Below are 18376 nucleotides of genomic sequence, written 5' to 3' on the forward strand. Positions count from 1 at the left end.
TTACCTGCCGAACCCGAAGGAACCCATGTCCACCACCACTCCGCGACCGGCCGCCCCGACCGCGCCGCCGCCGGCGCTGCGTCGCGGCTCCGTCCGTGGCCTCGTCGTGCTGGTCCTGCTGCTGGCGGCGGCGGGCCTGGCCAGCCTCGCGATCGGCAGCCGGCCGATCTCCCTGGGCACGGTCGTCGGCGTGCTGTTCCATCCCGACGGCTCGGACGCGTCCACGATCGTCCACGACCTCCGCATCCCTCGGACGGTGCTGGCCCTGGCGGTGGGCATCGCGCTCGGCGTCGCAGGCGCCCTGATGCAGGGCCACACCCGCAACCCCCTGGCCGATCCCGGGCTGCTCGGTGTCGAGGCCGGAGCGGCGTTCGCGGTCGTGATCGGGATCTACGTGTTCGGCGTGCACGACCTGACCGGGTACGCCTGGTTCTCGCTCGCCGGCGCCGGGTTGGCGGCCGCCGCGGTCTTCGCGATCGGCTCGACCCGCGGTGGGCCCGACCCCGTCTCGTTGGTCCTCGCCGGCACGGCCGTCAGCGCGCTGCTCATCTCCCTCACCCAGGTGGTGGTCCTGCGCGACATCGACACCCTGGACGCCTACCGGTTCTGGGCGGTCGGCTCGGTCTCCGGCCGCGGGATGGACGTCTTCTGGCAGGTGCTGCCCTTCATCGTCACCGGGCTGGTGCTGGCCGCGATGAGCGGCTCCACCCTGAACCTGCTCCAGCTCGGCGACGACGTCGCCGCCTCGCTCGGGCTGCACCCGATGCGGCACAAGATCATCGGCGTGCTCGGCGTGATGATGCTGACCGGAGCCGCGACCGCGGCGTGCGGCCCGGTCGGCTTCGTCGGCCTGGTGGTGCCCCACGTCGCCCGTCACTTCGGCGGCGTCGACTACCGCTGGGTGATCCCCTACTCCGGCCTGATCGGCGGCCTGCTCGTCATCGTCGCCGACATCATCGGGCGGGTCGTGGTCCGGCCCGGCGAGCTCCAGGTCGGCATCGTGATGGCCATGGTCGGCGGCCCGATCTTCATCTACCTCGTCCGCCGGACCCGGATGGTGCGGATATGAGCGTCCTGCGAGCGACCGACGAGGCGCGTCCACGCCGCTTCTCCCCCACCCTGAGCACCCCGCTGCGGGTCGGGCCGGCGTCCTGGCTGGTGCCGGTGCGCGCCGGCCTGGTCGTGGTCGGCGCCCTCGTGGTGCTCGCCGGCCTCGTCGCCCTCGACCTCTCGATGGGCGACTTCGAGATCCCGGTGACCGACGTCGTACGCACGCTGCTCGGCGGCGGTGACGCGAGCCAGCAGTTCATCGTCCGGGAGCTGCGACTCCCGCAGACGCTGGTGGCGATCCTGGTGGGCGCCGCCCTCGGCCTCGCCGGGGCCCTCACGCAGACCTTCGCGCGCAACCCGCTCGCCAGCCCCGACATCCTCGGCGTCACCGAGGGTGCCGCCCTCGGCGCAGTCGGCGTCATCGTGCTCTCCGGCGCCTCGGGCTACGGCGGCGGCCTGGTCGCCGGCACCCTGCAGACGGTCGGACTGCCGGTCGCCGCCTTCGCCGGCGCGCTCCTCACCGCGGCGCTCCTCTACGCCCTGTCGTGGCGGCGCGGGATCGACGGCCAGCGGCTGGTCCTGATCGGCATCGGCCTGAGCTTCGCGCTCTCGGCGGGTACGTCGTGGCTGCTGGTCAAGGCGCGGATCGAGGACGCCGCGAGCGCCCAGGTCTGGCTCAACGGCTCCCTCAACGGGCGCGGCTGGGAGCAGGCGACGCCGCTGCTGTGGACCCTCGCGGTCCTGGTGCCGGTCGCGATCCTGCTGGCCCGCTCGCTCAACGCGCTCCAGCTCGGCGACGACTCAGCCCGCGGCCTCGGCGTACGCCTCCAGCTGACCCAGCTGATGACGCTGGTCGCGGCCGTCGGCCTGGTCGCGGTCTCGGTGTCGGCGGTCGGGCCGCTCGAGTTCGTCGCCTTCGTCGTCCCGCAGATCGCGCTGCGGCTGACCGCGGGCTCCCGCCCGCCGATGCTCGCCTCGATGGTGCTCGGCGCCTGCCTGGTCGTCGGCGCCGACTTCGTGACCCGCGTGGTCATCCCCTTCCCTCTCCCGGCCGGCCTGGTCACGGCCGCCATCGGCGCGCCGTACCTGATCTGGCTGCTGCTCCGAAACAACCGAAAGGTCTCCGCATGAGCACCTCAGCAGGGTCCCGGCTGCGCACCGAGGCCGTCACGGTCGGGTACGGCGCCGAGCCGGTCGTCCGCGACCTCTCGATCTCCCTCGCCGACGGCAAGGTCACGACGATCGTCGGCCCCAACGGGTGCGGCAAGTCGACCCTGCTGCGCACGATGGCGCGGCTGCTGAAGCCGACGAGCGGCACGGTCCACCTCGACGGCACTCCCCTGCACGAGCTGCACACGCGCGACGTCGCCAAGACGATGGCACTGCTGCCGCAGAGCCCGATCGCCCCCGACGGCCTGCTGGTGCGCGACCTGGTCGGTCGCGGCCGGCACCCGCACCAGCGCTGGTTCAGCCAGTGGTCGCCCGAGGACGAGCGGATCGTCGACGCGGCACTGGCGATGACCGACACCGCGGAGCTGCGGGACCGACCGCTCGACCAGCTCTCGGGCGGCCAGCGCCAGCGCGCCTGGATCGCGATGACCCTGGCGCAGGACACCGACCTGCTCCTGCTCGACGAGCCCACGACGTACCTCGACCTGGCCCACCAGGTGGAGGTCCTCGACCTGGTCACCCGCCTCAACCGCGAGCGGAGCCGGACGGTGGTGATGGTGCTCCACGACCTCAACCTCGCCGCGCGCTACAGCGACGTGATCGTCGTGATGAAGGACGGCGTGATCGTCACGGAGGGCACGCCGCACGAGGTGTTCACCCCCGCCCTGCTGCTCGAGACCTTCGGGCTCGACGCCGACGTGCTGCCCGACCCGCGCACCGGCCTCCCGATCGTCGTCCCCACCTCCTCGGCCGCCACGGTCGAGGCGTTCCCCACCACCGACCAGAAAGAGCTCGCCGATGCGCCGAACTCCTGACCCCCGCCGCCACACCGGCCGCCGCCTCCTGGCCGGCGGCATCGCCTTGGGCGCCGCCCTCGTGCTCGCCGCGTGCGGCAGCGACGGGAGCGACGCTCCCGCCGCCGGCAGCAGCGCCACCCCGAGCTCGGGCCCGTGGTCCTACACCGACGACCTCGACCAGACCGTCGAGCTGGACCGGACGCCGGTGCGGATCGCGGCGTACGGCGACGCGGCGGCGGCGCTGTGGCACTTCGGGATCACCCCGGTGGCGATCTTCACCTGGATGGACCCGGCGAAGGACTCCATGTTCGACGACCTCGACCTGTCCGAGACCGAGGTCGTCGGTGAGACGTACGGCGAGATCAGCCTCGAGAAGCTGGCCGCCGCGAAGCCCGACATCATCGTCGCGACGTCGTACACCGGCGACACCGCCGACGAGATGTACGGCTTCAAGGACAAGACCCAGCTGGCGAAGATCAAGGAGATCGCGCCGGTCGTCGCCGTGGCGCAGGTCGGCTCGATGAAGGACGTCATCGAGACCAACGAGGAGCTCGTCGCCTCGCTCGGCGTCGACACCGGCGAGGGCAGCCGGGTGGCCGAGGACAAGGCTGCGTTCGAGGAGGCCTCCGACGAGCTGACCGAGGCCGCCAAGAGCGGCCTCACGGTCGAGCCGATCTACGCGGACGGCGACGGTCTGTACGTGGCGAAGGCGCCCGACGACCCAGCGCTGAAGTACTACCAGGACATCGGCGTGAACTTCACGGAGATCGGCGGCAAGGACTACTACTGGGAGATCCTCAGCTGGGAGAACGCCGACCGCTACGAGCCGGACATCTTCCTCAACGCGACCCGCAACTCCTACTCGATGGAGCAGCTCGGCGAGCAGCCGACGTTCGCGCGGCTGAAGGCCTACCAGGCCGGCCAGGTCCACCCCTGGGACACGTCCTCGATGGACTACCCGTCGCAGACGGCGTACATGAAGGAGCTCGCGGGCTGGCTGGGCTCCGACCAGGACGTCGCGTCCTAGCCTGCGGTCCAGACCCGCTGTGTCCCGGGCGCGACGCTCATCTCCCGGAAGGCGGGGACCCGCTTGAACGTGGCGGGCTGGTAGGGCACCAGCACGACCAGCGCGATGCCGTCCCGGTGCTCGAGCTCCACCTGGACGGCGTCGGAGCCCCCGACCAGGACGTCGGAGACGAACGCCGCCGCCCGGGTCTCGGCCGCGGCGGCACGGGCTCCGTCGTACACGCCGGCCAGGACCCGGTCCGGCTGCGGGTGATCTCCCAGCCCCGCGTCGGCCGCGGTGAGCGATGCCTCCCCGCCGGTCGAGACCGAGGCGCCGAAGGGGTAGAACCGCCCGTTCTTGCCGAGCAGCTCCTGGGCCAGCGGCAGCACCAGGTTGAGGAGCCCGTCCAGGTCCTCCTGCGCGGAAGCCGATGCGGTGTCACGCCAGGAGTTCATGGTCCGGGATCCTGGCACACCGCCCTCCGGCCGATCAGGCCCAGGGGTCCTCGCGCCGCCACACGGTCGGGAAGTGGACGGTGACGCCCGACCCGGCCGCGAGCTCGTCGAGCACCCGCATGGTGTGGTCGAGGTCGTCGCCGAGGTAGGGCAGCGCGCGTAGGTCGCGATCGAGGGGCCGGAAGAAGTCGTCCCAGTGCGTCAGCACGACCCGGCGCGCGCCGACGGTCTGGACGGTCTCGGCCCAGTGGGTGCGGATGTAGTGCTCGCTCTGCACGCCGAGCTGGCCGATGCCGAGGTAGGCGACGTCGGCACGCCGACCGGCCAGCGCGCCCTCGACGTACCCCGCGCTCCCCTGGAGCAGCGCGGTCGCGCCGCTCGCGTGATCGACCAGGATCGACCACGCCTCGCCGCACTTGTAGGCGCCGGCCCTCACCGGCGGTACGACGGGCTCGGTGATCTCGCCCGGGAAGCGGTCCGGCGGGCAGTGGTGCGACTCGACGAGCGTCAGCGTGAACGCGCCGTACGACATCGGCTGGCCGGGCGTCGCCACCCGGATCCGGTCCTCGGGCAGGCCGTGGCCGCGCCCGACGTACGCCGTGGACTCGCCGCCGACGAGGTCGGCGCCGGTGCGGTCGGCCACCACCGCGGAGTCCATCGCGTGGTCGAAGTGCGAGTGCACCGGGACGACGGCCGCCAGCCGGTCGACGCCGACCCGCGCCAGGACGGCGTCGATGCGGTCGACGTCGGGCGCCACCGTGCCGAGCGCGACCTTCGCCAACCCGGGCCGTGAGAAGAAGCCGTCCGTCATCAGCCGGGTCTCGCCGTCGTCGAGCAGGAGGCTCGCGACGCCCAGGAACGTCACGCCCAGGGGCCCACCTGCTGCCGGGACGTCGAAGCGGCCGGCGTACCTGCCGATGTCGGGGCGACCGAGCCTGAGGCGCATGGGGGTGAGCATGACAGGAGCCCGGCTCCCCGTGACGAGTGCCGGGCTCCTGCGTGTTGTCCGCTGAGGTTGTGGCGACGACGGCGGACAAGCCTGGGTGACTAGGCGGCCGGGCTGGGCACCTCGGTCTTCGGGTCCCCGTCGGCCGCGGCCGCGAGCATCGGGAGGTACCGCTCGAGGGTGTAGGGGATGCTCAGCGGGGTCACGAAGCTGTGGGCGACGTAGAAGGAGCCGTCGGCCTCCGAGATGTCCATCCAGCGCCCCTCCTTGCCCGCCGTGGTGGCCTGGAAGAGGGAGTCGACCTGCTTCAAGGAGGCGAGGTCGAACCAGACCGCGACGCCGACGTCGCCGAGGTCGGAGGTCCGCTCGGCGCTCACCGAGACGCCGAACTCGCTGTCGTCGGCGTCCGTGATCAGCGAGTGCAGGTCGAAGCCGAGGTCGGTGAGCAGCCGCGAGCGCGGGTCCTCGGGACCGTAGAGGAAGAGCCCCTCGTACGGCGTCGCGACGGCGGCGGTCTGCCCCTTGAACTCCGGGTGCGCGGCGGCCCCGTCGGCGATCTGCTTCTTCGCGCCGTCGATGAGCGCCTGGGCGGCCTTCGGCTGGCCGATGGCGGTGCCGAGCATCAGCGCGGCCTCGTCCCACGGCGTGCCGTAGTCGGCGTAGTCGCCGTTCTGCGCGACGACCGGGACGCCCAGCCCCTGCAGCTTCTTGAAGTCCTGCTCGGTCAGCCCGGAGTAGGCGCCGACGATCAGGTCGGGCGCCAGCGAGGCGACCTTCTCGAGCTCGACGCCGTTGGTGTCCTTGAGCACGGTCGGCAGCTCGGCGTCGCCGAGGTGGTCCTGGGCCCAGGGGTAGACGCCCTGGAGCTTCTCGTCGCCGAACCAGTACGTGATCCCGACCGGCACGACGCCCAGGGCCATCAGGGTGTCCTGGTCGGTGAGGCCGAGGCACACGACCCGCTCGGGAGCCTTCTCGATCGTGGTCTCGCCGTACTTGTGCTTGATCGTGACCGGGAAGGCGCCCTCCTCCGGGCCGCCGGAGGCGGACGGGCTCGAGCTGCCGGCGCCGGCGGTGCCGCCCTCGCTGTCGCTGCCGCACGCCGCGAGGACGGGCGCGACGGCCAGGACGGAGAGGCCGGCGAGGAAACGGCGGCGGGTGGGGTTCATCGTGCTCCTAGGTGGGGGGTGGTCCGAGATGGTCAGGACGGGAAGGAACGGGGTGCCTTGCCGTCGGCGGCCTGCTCGAGCAGCGGCGTGAGGTGCTCGAGGACGTAGGCCCGGCTCAGCGGGGTGTCGAAGTAGAGGGCGCCGGCGAGGGTGCCGTCGGTGTAGGCGGCGCGGTTCTCCGCCACCGCCGGCAGGGACGAGACGGTGCCGAAGTCCTGGAGGGCGTCGAAGCCTTCTGCGTCCTCGGTCGCGAAGACGATCACGTCAGCATCGATCAGGCCGACGTTCTCGGCCGAGATCTCGGCCTGCGAGCCCTTCGGCGCGTAGTCCTCGAAGCCGGTCGTCATCGTGAAGCCCAGCTGGGTCAGGAAGTCGGTGCTCAGCCCCGGCGGGTAGACGTAGAGGATGCCGTCGTACGGCGCGCCCTGGGAGAACGTCGCCGTCAGGTCAGACCACTCCGGGTGCTCGTCGGCGACCGCGGCGTAGTCGGCCTCGAGGTCGTCGACGATCTGCTGGCCGTCGGCCTCGCGGCCCAGCCCGCGCGCGATCTGCAGGACCTGGTCCTGCCACGGCGAGAAGTAGTCGGTGGCGCCCTCGTCGGTGATGGTCGGCGCGATCGCCGACAGCAGCTGGTAGTCCTTCTTCGTCAGGCCCGCGTTGGTGCCGACGATCAGGTCCGGGTCGAGGGCCGCGATCTTCTCGAACTCGAGGCCGTTGTCGGTGTGCAGCACCTCCGGGTGCGCACCGTCGAGCAGGTCGTGGGCCCAGGGCCAGGTGGCGTCCGGCTGCTCGCCGTACCACTCGGTGACGCCGACCGGGACGACCCCGAGCTGGAGCAGCACGTCCTGCTCGGTGACCCCCACACTGACGACCCGCTTCGGCTCCGCAGGCACGACCGTCTCGCCGTACTTGTGCTCGACGGTGACCGGGAAGACACCGGTGGCGGCTCCGGACGACGCGGCAGGGCTCGGCGTCGACGTCGGGTCGTCGGATCCACACGCCGTCAGCAGCAACGGCAACGCCACGGCGGCGGTGACGACGAAGGCACGCAGACGCATCGAAGGCTCTCCTTGTTAGGTGAGCCTTACCTTAGGGGATGCGCGTTCGGGCAGAGAAGTGGGGTGTCCGCTGGTCGAGCAGCGAGCGTGGGCGACCCCCCGGTGGTCGAGCAGCGAGCGCCAGCGAGCGTCGTCGAGACCCCCGCACCCAACCGCCAACGTCGCTTGTCCACAGCCCGCGAAGCGTCAGGTTCCGCTACGGCTCACCCGGGCATCGACGGTGATGCCATGGACCTACATGCTGGAGTGCGCCGACGGGAGCCTGTACGTCGGCAGCACCTTCGACCTGGACCGCAGGGTCTGGGAGCACGACAACGGACTCGGCTCGATCTACACCCGGATCTCTCGACGTCGGCCCGTTCGACTGGTGTGGGCAGCACCGTTCGACCGCATCGACGAGGCGTTCGCCTTCGAGAAGCAGATCCAGGGCTGGGGTCGGGCGAAGCGACTCGCCCTCATCGAGGGCCGTCTCGACGACCTGCCCGCGCTCGCGCGAGGCCGGGACCGACCTGCCGCCGACGACTGAAGGCCCTGCCTGCGCTGCGGGGGTCTCGACCCAACGGTGGTCGAGCAGCGAGCGCCAGCGAGCGTCGTCGAGACCCCCGCACCCGACCGCCTGCCCACGCTGCGGGGGTCTCGACAAGCTCGACCACCGGACGCCCTGCCTTCGCTGCGGGGGTCTCGACAAGCTCGACCACCGGACGCGTGTGCGCTCAGACGATCTGGTGCATCCAGCCGAAGGTGTCCTCGGCGCGGCCGAACTGGACGTCGACCAGCTGCTGGCGGATCTGCTTCCAGAGCTCCTTGCCACCCTCGGGGGTGCCGACGGAGCCGCCGTCCCACTTGAGCTCGCCGACGGGCGTGATGACCGCCGCCGTGCCGCACGCGAAGATCTCGGTGATCTCGCCGCTGGTGACCCCGTCGCGCCACTCGTCGATCGAGAACTTCCGCTCCTCGACCTGGTGGCCCATCTTGCCGGCGAGCTCGATGATGCTCGCGCGGGTGATGCCCTCGAGGATCGTGCCGGTCTGCGGGGTGACGATGTGGCCGTCGGCGTGCACGAAGTACATGTTCATGCCGCCGAGCTCCTCGACGTACTTGCCCTCCTGGCCGTCGAGGAAGACGACCTGGTCGCAGCCGTGCAGGCTCGCCTCCTGCTGCGCGACCAGCGAGCTGGCGTAGTTGCCGCCGGTCTTGGCGGCACCCATGCCGCCACGGCCGGCGCGGGTGTACTCCTCGGTGAGCCAGAGGCTGACCGGCTTCACACCGCCCTTGAAGTACGCGCCAGCGGGGCTGGCGATGACCATGAAGGTGACGTGCTGGGCCGGTCGCACGCCCAGGAACGCCTCGGACGCGAACATGAACGGCCGCAGGTAGAGACTCTTCTCCCCCGCCGGGTCCGGGACCCAGCGCTGGTCGACGGCGACCAGCGCGTCGACGGCCTGCACGAAGTCCTCGACGGGGAGCACGGGGAGCGCGAGCCGGTGGCTCGAGCGCACCATCCGCGCGGCGTTCTCCTCCGGCCGGAACGACCAGATGGAGCCGTCCTCGTGGCGGTAGGCCTTCATCCCCTCGAAGGTCTCCTGCGCGTAGTGCAGGACGGCGGTCGCGGGATCGAGGCTGAGCGGGCCGTAGGGCTCGATCCGCCCACCGTGCCAGCCGGCGTCCGGGGTCCACTCGAGGGTGAACATGTGGTCCGTGAAGTGGTTGCCGAAGCCCGGGTTCTCGAGGATCTCCGCGAGGCGGGCGTCGTCGACGGTCGTGGTCGACGGGGTGGTGCTGATCTCCATGGAGGACAACTTAGTAGGCCTTCCTACGAAATGCCGACGGCCGGACCCACGAAGGTGAGCCCGGCCGTCGGTTCGGATGAACGAAGTGGGCGTCAGCCGGCTACTCGCGCGGCGATGGCGTCGCCGACCTCGGAGGTACGGCGTGCGGTGCCCGGCTCACGGGCGGCCAGCTCCTCGATCACCGCGGTCTCGATGGTCGCGGCGGCGTCGGCGTACCCGAGGTGGTCGAGCAGCAGGGACGCGGAGAGGACGGCGGCGGTGGGGTCGGCCTTCTGCTGGCCCGCGATGTCGGGCGCGGAGCCGTGGACCGGCTCGAACATGGAGGGGGCCGTCCGGTCGGGGTTGACGTTGCCGGAGGCCGCCAGGCCGATGCCGCCGGTGATCGCGGCGGCGAGGTCGGTGATGATGTCGCCGAAGAGGTTGTCGGTGACGATCACGTCGAAACGCGCGGGGTCGGTGGTCATGTAGATCATCGCCGCGTCGATGTGCATGTAGTCGGTCGTGACGTCGGGGTACTCCGCCGCGACCTCCTGGAACAGCCGCCACCACACGGAGCCGGCGTTCACGAGCACGTTGGTCTTGTGGACCAGGGTGAGCTTCTTGCGGGACCGCCGCTGCGCGCGGGCGAAGGCGTCGCGGACGACGCGCTCGACGCCGAAGGCGGTGTTGACCGAGACCTCGGTGGCCACCTCGGCCGGGGTGCCGACGCGCAGGGCGCCGCCGTTGCCGGTGTAGGGACCCTCGGTGCCCTCGCGGACGACCACGAAGTCGACGTCACCCCGCCCCTCGAGAACGTGGGGTGCCAGGGGCGAGGTCGCGCCCGGGTAGATCCGGGACGGCCGCAGGTTGACGTAGTGGTCGAGCTCGAAGCGAAGCTTGAGGAGCAGCCCGCGCTCGAGGATGCCCGGGGGCAGGTTCGGGTCGTTGGGCTTGCCGCCGACCGCGCCGAGGAGGATGGCGTCGTGCTCGCGGATCTCGCCGAGCACGGAGTCCGGGAGCACCTCACCGGTAGCGAGGTAGCGCTCGGCGCCGAGGTCGTAGCGGGTCTGCTCGAACTTCACGCCGGCCGGCGAGGCGACCTCGAGCACCTTCAGGGCCTCGGCGGTCACCTCCTGCCCGATGCCGTCGCCGGGGATGACGGCGAGCCTGATCGTGCCGGTGTCCGAACCGGAGACGGAGTTCGAGGAAGTCATGGGCCGGAGACTAGTTGTCGTCGGGGCGCTGACCGCCGTTGTCCCGCAGGTCGAGCGAGGCCTGGACGGCCTGGCTGATGTTCTCGTGGCTGCGCGGGTTGTCGGGGTGGTGCTGGGCCGGTCCCCACTCGGGGTACATGTCGTACATCGGACTGCTCTCTCTCGTGTGTGTTCGTCTCAGGTGGTTCCGCACGGTCCCGGTACACCTGGAACGAAGATGTCTCGTGGTGAGAGAGCAATCGGCTCGCGGATCGCGCGGGCTGAGGGAGAGAACCATCAGAAGCGGGTTGCGCCGTGCTGCTGGCGCTCCATCGCGGCGGAGGCATCTTCGATCCAGATGTATCGAGAGGCCGTCAACGCCGAATCACCGCGGCGAGGTGGCCTCTCTCAGGCCCCGCCGCGGTATTCGATAAGTACGAAGACGCTCCGCATGGTGGAGCCACCGTACGGCGACCTCCCGGGGTCGGTCAGCCGATTTCGCAGAGTGTTCGACATGCGAGACGGACGTCCCGCGATGAAAGACTCGACGGCATGAGTGCTCCCCCCGACCTTCCCGAGATCGTGCAGCGCGCGTTCGACGTCTCCCGCAAGGCCGGCTACGCCTCGTTCTGTCGCAACGAGACCGGCCGGTTGCTGGCCACCCTCGCCGCGACCCGCAGCGGCACGATGGCCGAGTTCGGCACCGGCTGCGGGGTCGGCACGGCGTGGCTGCGCTCCGGCGTACGCGGCGACGCCACGATCCTGAGCGCCGAGCTGGACGCCAAGCTGGCCGACGCCGCGGCCGTGATCTTCGAGGACGACCCGCAGGTCGAGGTGCGCTCCGCCGACTGGTCGACGCTGCTCGACCAGGGACCGTTCTCGCTCCTCTTCCTCGACTCCGGTGAGCCGACCGAGGTCAGCGTGGACTCCATCGCCGACCTGATGGAGCCGGGCGGCCTGGTCGTCCTCGACGACTTCAACCCGTGCGAGATGTGGCCCCCGGTGACCTACGGGCGGGTCGACACCCTGCGCGAGCAGTGGCTCACCGACGACCGGTTCACCGCCGTCGAGGTGATGGTCGCCCCCGACGCGTCCGTCGTCATCGCCACCCGTCGCTGACGGTCGAATCGAGAGTTCTGACCGTTGAATCGAGAGTTCTGACGGTCAGAAGTCCCGATTCAAGCGTCAGAAGTCTCGATTCAACCCGCTACTCGCCCTCGGTGGCGCGGCGTACGACGATCCGGGTCCAGGCACCGACGTAGATGCGGTCGTCGTCGGAGATCTCCTGCTTCTGGCCCGGCGACAGCGGGGTGGTGGGCAGGCCGCCGACGTTGCCGCCGACGTAGGTGCCGTTGGAGGAGCCCAGGTCCTCGACGAACCAGCGGGTGCCGTCGGTGGTGAGCTGGGCGTGCCGGCGGCTGATGCCGTTGTCGGAGGACAGGTCGATGTCGGGCGTGATGTTGCGGCTGCGCGACAGCCGGCCGATCAGGATCGAGGTGTTCCTGAGCGGTACGACGAGGGGCAGGCCCGGTGACGGCAGCGGATCGGTGGACTTCTGGTCGACGTACCAGTCGGGGTCGATCCAGATCTCCGCGACCCACTTCTCCGTCAGCGGCGGCGACGGGTTGGCCGAGGCCTCCGGCGCGGGCGTCGCTGCGGGGGCCGGAGGGGCGGCGGGACGGGGCATGGAGCCGGTGGTGAAGTCGTAGCCGCACGCCTCGCAGAAGAGGGCGTTGGCCGGGTTGGTCGCCGAGCAGTTCGGACAGGTGCCGCTGACGGCCGCCTCCACCGTCGTCGACGGCTCGGTGGGCGCGGGCGCCGGTGCCGGCGTCGCGTCCATCGCGATGCCGCAGGTGTCGCAGTAGTCGGTCGCCGTGGTCTCGTGCCCGGCGGGACAGGTGCTCACTTCTTGATCCGGGTCGTCTTGGTCGACGCGGTGTCGAGCGCCATCTCGTCGGCCTTGGCCACCGCCGCCTTGAGCCGGACGGTGCCTTCCTTCTCGTCGTCGATCTCGACCACCTTGCGCAGCTTGGACGTCGCCTCGTCGTTGCCGGTCTCGGCGGCGAGCTGGACGGCCCGGCCCAGCTTGGTCGTCGCGGTCCGCTCGTCGCCGGCGGCCTTGGCGGCCAGCCCCTCCTGGATCATCGACGCGAGCTCGGTCTGCCCCGTGTAGTGGGCGACCTGCTGGTCGATGCGGGCGGTCAGCTCGGAGTTGCCCGACCAGGTGGCCTTGACGAGACCCTGGGCCACGACGTCCGCGCCGATCGCGAGCTGGACCCGCGCCGCGAGCTGCTCCTGGCCGATCGCCTTCGCGGCCACGCGTACGGCGACGTGGTAGTCGCGCGACTCGTCGGCCCAGGCGCCGGTGGGATAGCCGCCGGTCAGCGGGTTGACCTCGACGCGGCGGTCCGTGAGGTCCTCGACCGTCGGGGAGACCTGGCGGACGAAGAGCACCTGCGCACCCTGCGGCGCCCACACGCGCAGCTGCGCGTCGGCGACGCCGCGGGCCATGGAGGCCCGCATCATCTCCTGGAACTGCGCCTGCATCTGGCTGGGCTCCGGGATGATGTCGACGGTCCCGAGCAGGGCCTGGGAGATCCGGCGGAGCTCGGGGACCACCCAGTCCGTGCCGGCGCCGCGGCAGTCGCACTGGAAGAAGCCGGTCGCCCGGCTGATCGCGGTGTCGAGTGCGCCGGGCCGCTCGCGGTTCTCGCCGTCGGTCAGCAGGATGGCGTGCCGCTGGGTGACCTCGGGCACCGAGGTGAAGATCGTTCCCGCGAGGTCGAGCCAGGTGCTCATCGCCGTACCGCCGGCACCGGTGAAGCGGTCGATCGCCTCGCTCGCGGCCTCACGCGCGCTGGAGTCCATCGGCACCATGCCCGGCCCCGACGCGACCGGCGGGAACACCAGCTCCGCGTGGTCCGAGCCGGAGATGACCGCGAACCAGGTGCCGTCCACGATCTCGGCCAGGGCCGCCTGGGCGGCCTGCTTGGCGGCCGCCATCGTCTCAGGACCCATCGAGCCGGAGGTGTCGACGATGATGATCTCGCCGGCTGCTCCCCCACCCGTCTGGCCGGCCGTGCCGGCACCGGAGCAGGTCACCGTCACGATCGCGTTGACGTCGGTGCCTCCGTCCGGGAGGAACTCGTTCTGGTAGACGCTCGCGGTGAACTCAGCCATCGGGATCCTCCTGGTGGTCGGGTGCGCTGGCATTCTGCCCCGAATCGACGGGCTGCACCCGCGCGACGGCAGCAGTGATGTTGTCGCGCCCGCCCTGCGCGTTGGCGAACGCGACGAGGGCGAGGGCGAGGTCGAGCGGCTCGCTGGTGCCGGCGGCGGCGACCTGGGCGGCGAGGGCGTCGGGCTCGGACGCGTAGTTCCACAGCCCGTCGGAGCACGCGACGACCCAGCCGGGTGTGGTGAGCTCGAGCTGCCCGGTCCGCGGGGTGACGTCGGGTGCATCGCGGCCGAGCCACTTCGTGATCGCGTGGGCCTGCGGCGAGCTCTCCGCGACCTCGCGGGGTACGCCGGACTCCATCTGCTGCTGCGCCGCCGAGTCGTCGACGGTGAGCTGGACGCCCGGCCCGCCGTCGGGGAGCCAGTAGACGCGGGAGTCGCCGATGTTGGCGTAGGCCAGCAGGCTCCGCTCCACGACGGCGACCGCGAAGGTCGCGGACGCGGGGTTGGTCGAGGCCGGGTCGGTCACCTGGACGACCGCCGCGTTCGCAGCCGCGGCCGCCGCGCCGAAGACCTGCGTGATCGCGCCCGACCGGCTCGCCGGCGTACCCATCCCCTGCGGGAACGGCGTCCGCAGCGACTCGCGCGCGGCCTTCGCCCCGGCGAGAGACGCGACGTCGGAGTCGATCGAGTTGGAGACGCCGTCGAGGACGACGAGGACGGCCCGCTCGCCCGGCGCGTCGGACGCCAGCAGCGCCATCGCGTCCTCGTTGCGGTGGTGGACGATGCCGCGGTCGCAGACGCCCGCGACCCACGAGGCCGGCGTCTCGCGGAAGTGGTCGCGCTCGGTCGGCGCCTTGGCACCACAGGTCTCGCAGTAGCCGTCGGGACCCACCGTGCCCTGGCAGACCAGGCACGGCCGCGGGCCGGTGGCGACCGGCGGGTCGGTGGGCCGGCGCCGCGTCGGCGCGCTGATCGGGCTGAGCTCGTCGAGCGCCTCGGTGGCCACGGGTGCCGCGGGCGCGTCGTTGCCGAGCGCGCTCCCGCAGCTCTCGCAGAACTTCGAGCCCGTGGTGGCGACGGTCCCGCAGGACGGGCAGGTCGTGTCGGTCATGTCAGCGTCCAGCTCCGTACGGCGTTGGCCTGGTTGACGAGCGCGACCCGGTCCTCGACGACCGTGGCGTCGCGGGCGAGCGTGCGGTAGGCCTTCTCCAGCCCGTCGCGCAGCCCGTCCTCGGTCGCGGTGTAGCTGCCCAGCGTCGGCGCGGGCCGGCTGGACGCCGCGCCGAGCGCGGCCGCGTTGCCGGTCGTCACGACCTCGAGCGCCTGGGTGAGGATCCGGACCGTGTAGCGCTGGCGGGCCGGGCCGTCCATCGAGACCGACTCGATGCTGCGCATCGCCTGGTCGAGCACCGCGAGGTCGTGACCGCTGCCGGCGAGCAGCAGCTCGGCGCGCAGCTGCCGGCTCTCGGGGTAGCCACGGCTGGTCGACGGCACCATGTCGAGCGCGGCGACCGCGCCCTGCGTGTCGTTGCGAGCGGCACGCACGCGCGACAGGCCGAAGGCCGCCGGGGCGACGTACGTCGCGTCCGTCGCCACGCAGGTCCGGTAGAGCCCCTCCGCGACGTCGGGCAGCCCACCGCGCTCGCACGCGATCGCGAGGGCGAGCTTGGGGGCGAGCTCCCCCGGCACCTGCTGGTAGACCGCGTTGAACGACGACTGCGCCGAGGCCCAGTCCTGCTCCTGCATGGCGGCGAGCCCGTCGATCCAGACCGCCCGCCAGTCCCAGGGGTCCTGGGCGAGCAGCTCGTCGGCGAAGCCGTGCGCGCGGGCCGGGTCCTGCAGCTCGAGGGCGGCGTGCGCGCGGGCGAGCAGCACCTCGGCCGATGCCTCGGGGGCGCCCTCGAGGTCCTCGAGCCGCTGCGCCGGGTCGTCGCTGCCGAGGCTGGAGAGCCAGGCGTGCTGGGCGTCGGTGGTGTCGGCCCGCAGGGCGGGCAGCTCGGCCCAGCCGAGCACCGACGCCGAGGCGGCCGGCGCCTGGAAGAGCACCGACGCCGCGGACGTCAGCGCGGTGCCGGCCGTGCGGGCGGCGACGACCTCGCGCAGCACGCCCAGCAGCTGGCCGCGCAGCTCGTCGGCGGAGGCGAACCGGTCGGCCGGGTCGGCGGCGCAGCACTTGGCGATCAGGTGGTAGAGCGAGTCGTGCTGCGCGAACAGCGGCGTCGACTCGGGCGGCGGCAGGGTGTGCAGGTAGGTGCCCTGGTAGCCCCGGAACTCCATGCAGAGCACGACGAGGGTCCGGCCGATCGTGTAGATGTCGCTGGCCACGCTCGGCCCGACCTCGGCCACCTCGGGAGCCTGGTAGCCGACGGTGCCGTAGATCGCGGAGTCCTCGTCGTCGATGCGGCGGACGCCGCCGAGGTCGATCAGCTTCACCGCGTCGCCGACCTGGATCAGGTTGTCGGGCTTGAAGTCGCAGTAGACGAGGCCGAGGTCGTGGAGGTACTGGAACGCTGGCAGCACCTCGAGCACGAACGCGAGCGCCTGGTCGACGGGGAGCGCGTCGTACGCCCCGTTGTTGTCGCTCATCCGCTGCTTGAGGATCTGCTTGAGCGACTTGCCGCCGACGTACTCCATGACGATGTAGCCGGCACCCTCGTGGGTCACGAAGTTGTAGATCTCGACGATCAGCGGGTGCTCGACCTGGGCCAGGAACTGCTGCTCGGCGATCGCCGCTGCGAGCGCGTCGGGGTCCCCCGAGTTGAGCAGGCCCTTGAGCACCACCCACCGGTTGGAGACGTTGCGGTCGCGCGCGAGGTAGATCCAGCCGAGACCGCCGTGCGCCAGGGCACCCGCGACCTCGTACTGGCCGCCGACCAGGTCGCCGGCCTGCAGCTTGGGCGTGAACGAGAACTCCTGCCCGCACTGGGGGCAGAAGCCCTCCGTGCGTCCCGGCCGGCCGTCGATGCTGCGGCCGATCGCATTGCCGCACTTCGAGCAGGTCCGCTTGTCCTCGGGCACCTCGGGGTGCGGGTTGATCGCCTTGCTGGCGTCGACGGTCGGCGCCGGAGGGACAGTGGTCAGGCCGGCGCCGAGACGTGCCGCGCGGACCCGCTGGGAGCCGGTGCGGGTACGCCGGGTGGAGGACGTGCCGGACGACTGGGCGAGCCGCGAGCCGATCGCCGCGGACTGCACCCGGCTCGCGGCCGACGTCGCGACCGAGGCGCTGCCACCGGAGAGCGGCTGTGCCTGGTGGGCGACGCTGACCGCGGGCGAGCCGCACACGTCGCAGTAGCCGTCGAGGATCGTCCCGGTGCAGCCGGGCTGTCCGCACGTCGTGCCGTCAGCCGAGGCGGCGGGCGCGGCCGCTGCCGCGTCTGCCGCGGCCGGAGCAGCGGACGGCTCGGCCGCCATGCCGCAGACGTCGCAGTAGCCGTCGGCGATGGTGCCGCTGCAACCGGGCTGGGTGCACTTCATGCGGACTCCTTCGAGTGGTCGACCCACGTCTGGTACGTGCTGACGAGCTGACGGCAGACCGCCATCGGCGCCGGCTCACGGGCCAGCACCTCCCGCGCCCGGCGCTCGCTGTCGGCGAGGTCCGGTCGGTCCGCGATGCCGAGCGCCCCGGCCTTCGCGACGTACGCCTCGAGCAGGTCGAGGAGCTGGGTGCGCTCGGCGAGCGCATCGGCGTACTTCTGCTGGGCGAGCGTCAGCGCCTGGGAGACCCGGTCGAGACGGGTGAGGTACGGCGCCAGCGCCTCGGGCGTGTTGGGGATGGGACCGAGCGCCTCCACGTCGGGGACGGCGTAGCGCGGCGACGGGTCGACGGTGCGGACGCAGGTCGCCGCCAGCGCGCTCAGCGCCTCTGCTCGGGCCAGCAGGTCGGCGCGCAGCTCGCGCGCCGAGGCGAGCTGGTCGCGGGCGTCGCGGCGGCGGGCGTTGCCGACGATCAGGTCCCGCTCGAGGGTCGACGCGTCGTTCTCCAGCGGTCCCAGCAACCCGCCGACGTCGGCGCCCCGCTGGGCGCGCTCGGTGACGTCGGCCAGCCGCTGAAGGAGACCAGCCAGTCGGTCGACCGGCTGGTCCCGCGCGATCGCCGGCTCCAGCGCGACCTGGTCGCGGACCCGCTCGAGCTGGGCGCGGAGCTCCTTGATCCGCGCGGCAGCCGCGTCGGCGCCCGGCACCAGCGACAGCGTGGTGCGCAGCTGGCCGGCCAGGGCGTCGGAGAGCCGGCAGGCCTCGGGCAGCGAGACGGCCAACGACTGGGTCGGCAGCGTGCCGTCGAGCCGGCCCCAGATCAGCGTCGTGATCTTCGTGCGCTCGGTGACGCCCACCCGGCCGCCGTCCCAGGTCGCCCACATCAGCTGCCACCGGTCGGACACGGCCTTCCAGAGGGCGAGCGAGAGCGCCATGTCGGAGGCCACCTCGGCACCGCGCTGGGCAGCGAGGGCGGCGGCGTCGAGCTCGTCGAGCTCTGCGCGGCGCGCGCGCACCCAGTCGTCCAGCTCACCCAGGTAGGCCTGCAGCACGATCGGCTCGGGCGCGGTTCCGATCGCGCCGGGCGAGGCGGGAGCCGCCGTCACGGGGCG

18 protein-coding genes are annotated in these 18376 nt (G+C 71.9%); 6 read left to right on the forward strand and 12 right to left on the reverse strand.

The window, feature by feature from the left end; translation table 11 throughout:
* Positions 1–25 precede the first annotated feature (25 nt).
* The 4 genes from ASC77_RS04960 to ASC77_RS04975 are packed head-to-tail and all read left to right on the forward strand — an operon-like array spanning position 26 to position 4044.
* Entirely contained in the window at positions 26–1069 is a 1044-nt protein-coding gene (locus ASC77_RS04960; RefSeq protein ID WP_056149353.1) for a FecCD family ABC transporter permease, read from the forward strand.
* Entirely contained in the window at positions 1066–2181 is a 1116-nt protein-coding gene (locus ASC77_RS04965) for a FecCD family ABC transporter permease (protein ID WP_082574451.1), read from the forward strand. Before ASC77_RS04960 ends, ASC77_RS04965 begins: the two co-directional genes overlap by 4 nt.
* Positions 2178–3035 carry an ABC transporter ATP-binding protein gene (locus ASC77_RS04970; RefSeq protein ID WP_082574452.1) on the forward strand — a complete coding sequence of 286 codons (858 nt, stop codon included), beginning with the start codon at positions 2178–2180 and terminating at the stop codon, positions 3033–3035. Before ASC77_RS04965 ends, ASC77_RS04970 begins: the two co-directional genes overlap by 4 nt.
* The gene (locus tag ASC77_RS04975; protein ID WP_056149355.1) at positions 3019–4044 is read left to right on the forward strand and encodes an ABC transporter substrate-binding protein; all 1026 of its coding nucleotides are present in this window, start codon (positions 3019–3021) and stop codon (positions 4042–4044) included. Before ASC77_RS04970 ends, ASC77_RS04975 begins: the two co-directional genes overlap by 17 nt.
* Here the strand turns inward: ASC77_RS04975 and ASC77_RS04980 are convergent.
* The 4 genes from ASC77_RS04980 to ASC77_RS04995 form a co-directional block, all read right to left on the reverse strand.
* Entirely contained in the window at positions 4041–4478 is a 438-nt protein-coding gene (locus ASC77_RS04980) for a hypothetical protein (protein ID WP_056149357.1), read from the reverse strand. The genes ASC77_RS04975 and ASC77_RS04980 overlap by 4 nt on opposite strands.
* Before the next feature lie 34 nt (positions 4479–4512).
* The gene (locus ASC77_RS04985; RefSeq protein WP_056149925.1) at positions 4513–5424 is read right to left on the reverse strand and encodes an MBL fold metallo-hydrolase; all 912 of its coding nucleotides are present in this window, start codon (positions 5422–5424) and stop codon (positions 4513–4515) included.
* A 101-nt stretch (positions 5425–5525) separates the two neighbouring features.
* The gene (locus tag ASC77_RS04990) at positions 5526–6590 is read right to left on the reverse strand and encodes an ABC transporter substrate-binding protein (RefSeq protein ID WP_056149359.1); all 1065 of its coding nucleotides are present in this window, start codon (positions 6588–6590) and stop codon (positions 5526–5528) included.
* 32 nt (positions 6591–6622) lie between these two features.
* Positions 6623–7648 (reverse strand): ABC transporter substrate-binding protein, encoded by a 1026-nt coding sequence (locus ASC77_RS04995; protein ID WP_056149360.1) that lies wholly within the window; start codon positions 7646–7648, stop codon positions 6623–6625.
* 223 nt (positions 7649–7871) lie between these two features.
* Between ASC77_RS04995 and ASC77_RS05000 the strand changes: the two genes are divergently transcribed.
* Positions 7872–8174, forward strand: coding sequence for a GIY-YIG nuclease family protein (locus ASC77_RS05000; RefSeq protein ID WP_056149362.1), 303 nt, complete (start codon positions 7872–7874; stop codon positions 8172–8174).
* A gap of 187 nt (positions 8175–8361) precedes the next feature.
* Here ASC77_RS05000 and ASC77_RS05005 read toward each other — a convergent pair whose 3' ends face one another.
* The 3 genes from ASC77_RS05005 to ASC77_RS26470 form a co-directional block, all read right to left on the reverse strand.
* The gene (locus ASC77_RS05005) at positions 8362–9438 is read right to left on the reverse strand and encodes a branched-chain amino acid aminotransferase (RefSeq protein WP_056149364.1); all 1077 of its coding nucleotides are present in this window, start codon (positions 9436–9438) and stop codon (positions 8362–8364) included.
* Positions 9439–9530: 92 nt separating this feature from the next.
* Positions 9531–10631 (reverse strand): 3-isopropylmalate dehydrogenase, encoded by a 1101-nt coding sequence (locus tag ASC77_RS05010; RefSeq protein ID WP_056149366.1) that lies wholly within the window; start codon positions 10629–10631, stop codon positions 9531–9533.
* Positions 10632–10641: 10 nt separating this feature from the next.
* Positions 10642–10779, reverse strand: coding sequence for a hypothetical protein (locus tag ASC77_RS26470; protein WP_156390915.1), 138 nt, complete (start codon positions 10777–10779; stop codon positions 10642–10644).
* A gap of 383 nt (positions 10780–11162) precedes the next feature.
* Between ASC77_RS26470 and ASC77_RS05015 the strand changes: the two genes are divergently transcribed.
* Positions 11163–11729 carry an O-methyltransferase gene (locus ASC77_RS05015; RefSeq protein WP_056149368.1) on the forward strand — a complete coding sequence of 189 codons (567 nt, stop codon included), beginning with the start codon at positions 11163–11165 and terminating at the stop codon, positions 11727–11729.
* A gap of 88 nt (positions 11730–11817) precedes the next feature.
* Here ASC77_RS05015 and ASC77_RS05020 read toward each other — a convergent pair whose 3' ends face one another.
* The 5 genes from ASC77_RS05020 to ASC77_RS05040 are packed head-to-tail and all read right to left on the reverse strand — an operon-like array spanning position 11818 to position 18370.
* Entirely contained in the window at positions 11818–12516 is a 699-nt protein-coding gene (locus ASC77_RS05020) for an FHA domain-containing protein (RefSeq protein WP_056149370.1), read from the reverse strand.
* Complete coding sequence (locus ASC77_RS05025) at positions 12513–13790, reverse strand: vWA domain-containing protein (RefSeq protein WP_056149372.1); 1278 nt, start codon at positions 13788–13790, stop codon at positions 12513–12515. The genes ASC77_RS05020 and ASC77_RS05025 overlap by 4 nt, the downstream gene beginning before the upstream one ends.
* On the reverse strand, positions 13783–14901 hold the full coding sequence (locus ASC77_RS05030; protein WP_056149374.1) for a protein phosphatase 2C domain-containing protein: 1119 nt from the start codon (positions 14899–14901) through the stop codon (positions 13783–13785). The genes ASC77_RS05025 and ASC77_RS05030 overlap by 8 nt, the downstream gene beginning before the upstream one ends.
* On the reverse strand, positions 14898–17264 hold the full coding sequence (locus ASC77_RS05035; RefSeq protein WP_056149376.1) for a serine/threonine-protein kinase: 2367 nt from the start codon (positions 17262–17264) through the stop codon (positions 14898–14900). The genes ASC77_RS05030 and ASC77_RS05035 overlap by 4 nt, the downstream gene beginning before the upstream one ends.
* Positions 17261–18370 (reverse strand): hypothetical protein, encoded by a 1110-nt coding sequence (locus tag ASC77_RS05040; RefSeq protein ID WP_056149377.1) that lies wholly within the window; start codon positions 18368–18370, stop codon positions 17261–17263. Before ASC77_RS05040 ends, ASC77_RS05035 begins: the two co-directional genes overlap by 4 nt.
* Between the last annotated feature and the right edge of the window lie 6 nt (positions 18371–18376).

The organism is Nocardioides sp. Root1257, assembly GCF_001425175.1.
Lineage (GTDB): Bacteria > Actinomycetota > Actinomycetes > Propionibacteriales > Nocardioidaceae > Nocardioides.

Excerpts from the sequence above, each read along its gene's own strand:
- ASC77_RS04975 (WP_056149355.1), top strand. The coding sequence starts at position 3,019 with ATGCGCCGAACTCCTGACCCCCGCCGCCACACCGGCCGCCGCCTCCTG.
- ASC77_RS04980 (WP_056149357.1), bottom strand. The coding sequence starts at position 4,478 with ATGAACTCCTGGCGTGACACCGCATCGGCTTCCGCGCAGGAGGACCTG.
- ASC77_RS05035 (WP_056149376.1), bottom strand. The coding sequence starts at position 17,264 with ATGAAGTGCACCCAGCCCGGTTGCAGCGGCACCATCGCCGACGGCTAC.
- ASC77_RS04995 (WP_056149360.1), bottom strand. The coding sequence starts at position 7,648 with ATGCGTCTGCGTGCCTTCGTCGTCACCGCCGCCGTGGCGTTGCCGTTG.
- ASC77_RS05005 (WP_056149364.1), bottom strand. The coding sequence starts at position 9,438 with ATGGAGATCAGCACCACCCCGTCGACCACGACCGTCGACGACGCCCGC.
- ASC77_RS05000 (WP_056149362.1), top strand. The coding sequence starts at position 7,872 with ATGCCATGGACCTACATGCTGGAGTGCGCCGACGGGAGCCTGTACGTC.
- ASC77_RS05010 (WP_056149366.1), bottom strand. The coding sequence starts at position 10,631 with ATGACTTCCTCGAACTCCGTCTCCGGTTCGGACACCGGCACGATCAGG.
- ASC77_RS04990 (WP_056149359.1), bottom strand. The coding sequence starts at position 6,590 with ATGAACCCCACCCGCCGCCGTTTCCTCGCCGGCCTCTCCGTCCTGGCC.
- ASC77_RS05015 (WP_056149368.1), top strand. The coding sequence starts at position 11,163 with ATGAGTGCTCCCCCCGACCTTCCCGAGATCGTGCAGCGCGCGTTCGAC.
- ASC77_RS05030 (WP_056149374.1), bottom strand. The coding sequence starts at position 14,901 with ATGACCGACACGACCTGCCCGTCCTGCGGGACCGTCGCCACCACGGGC.
- ASC77_RS04960 (WP_056149353.1), top strand. The coding sequence starts at position 26 with ATGTCCACCACCACTCCGCGACCGGCCGCCCCGACCGCGCCGCCGCCG.
- ASC77_RS04965 (WP_082574451.1), top strand. The coding sequence starts at position 1,066 with ATGAGCGTCCTGCGAGCGACCGACGAGGCGCGTCCACGCCGCTTCTCC.
- ASC77_RS04985 (WP_056149925.1), bottom strand. The coding sequence starts at position 5,424 with ATGCGCCTCAGGCTCGGTCGCCCCGACATCGGCAGGTACGCCGGCCGC.
- ASC77_RS04970 (WP_082574452.1), top strand. The coding sequence starts at position 2,178 with ATGAGCACCTCAGCAGGGTCCCGGCTGCGCACCGAGGCCGTCACGGTC.
- ASC77_RS26470 (WP_156390915.1), bottom strand. The coding sequence starts at position 10,779 with ATGTACGACATGTACCCCGAGTGGGGACCGGCCCAGCACCACCCCGAC.
- ASC77_RS05025 (WP_056149372.1), bottom strand. The coding sequence starts at position 13,790 with ATGGCTGAGTTCACCGCGAGCGTCTACCAGAACGAGTTCCTCCCGGAC.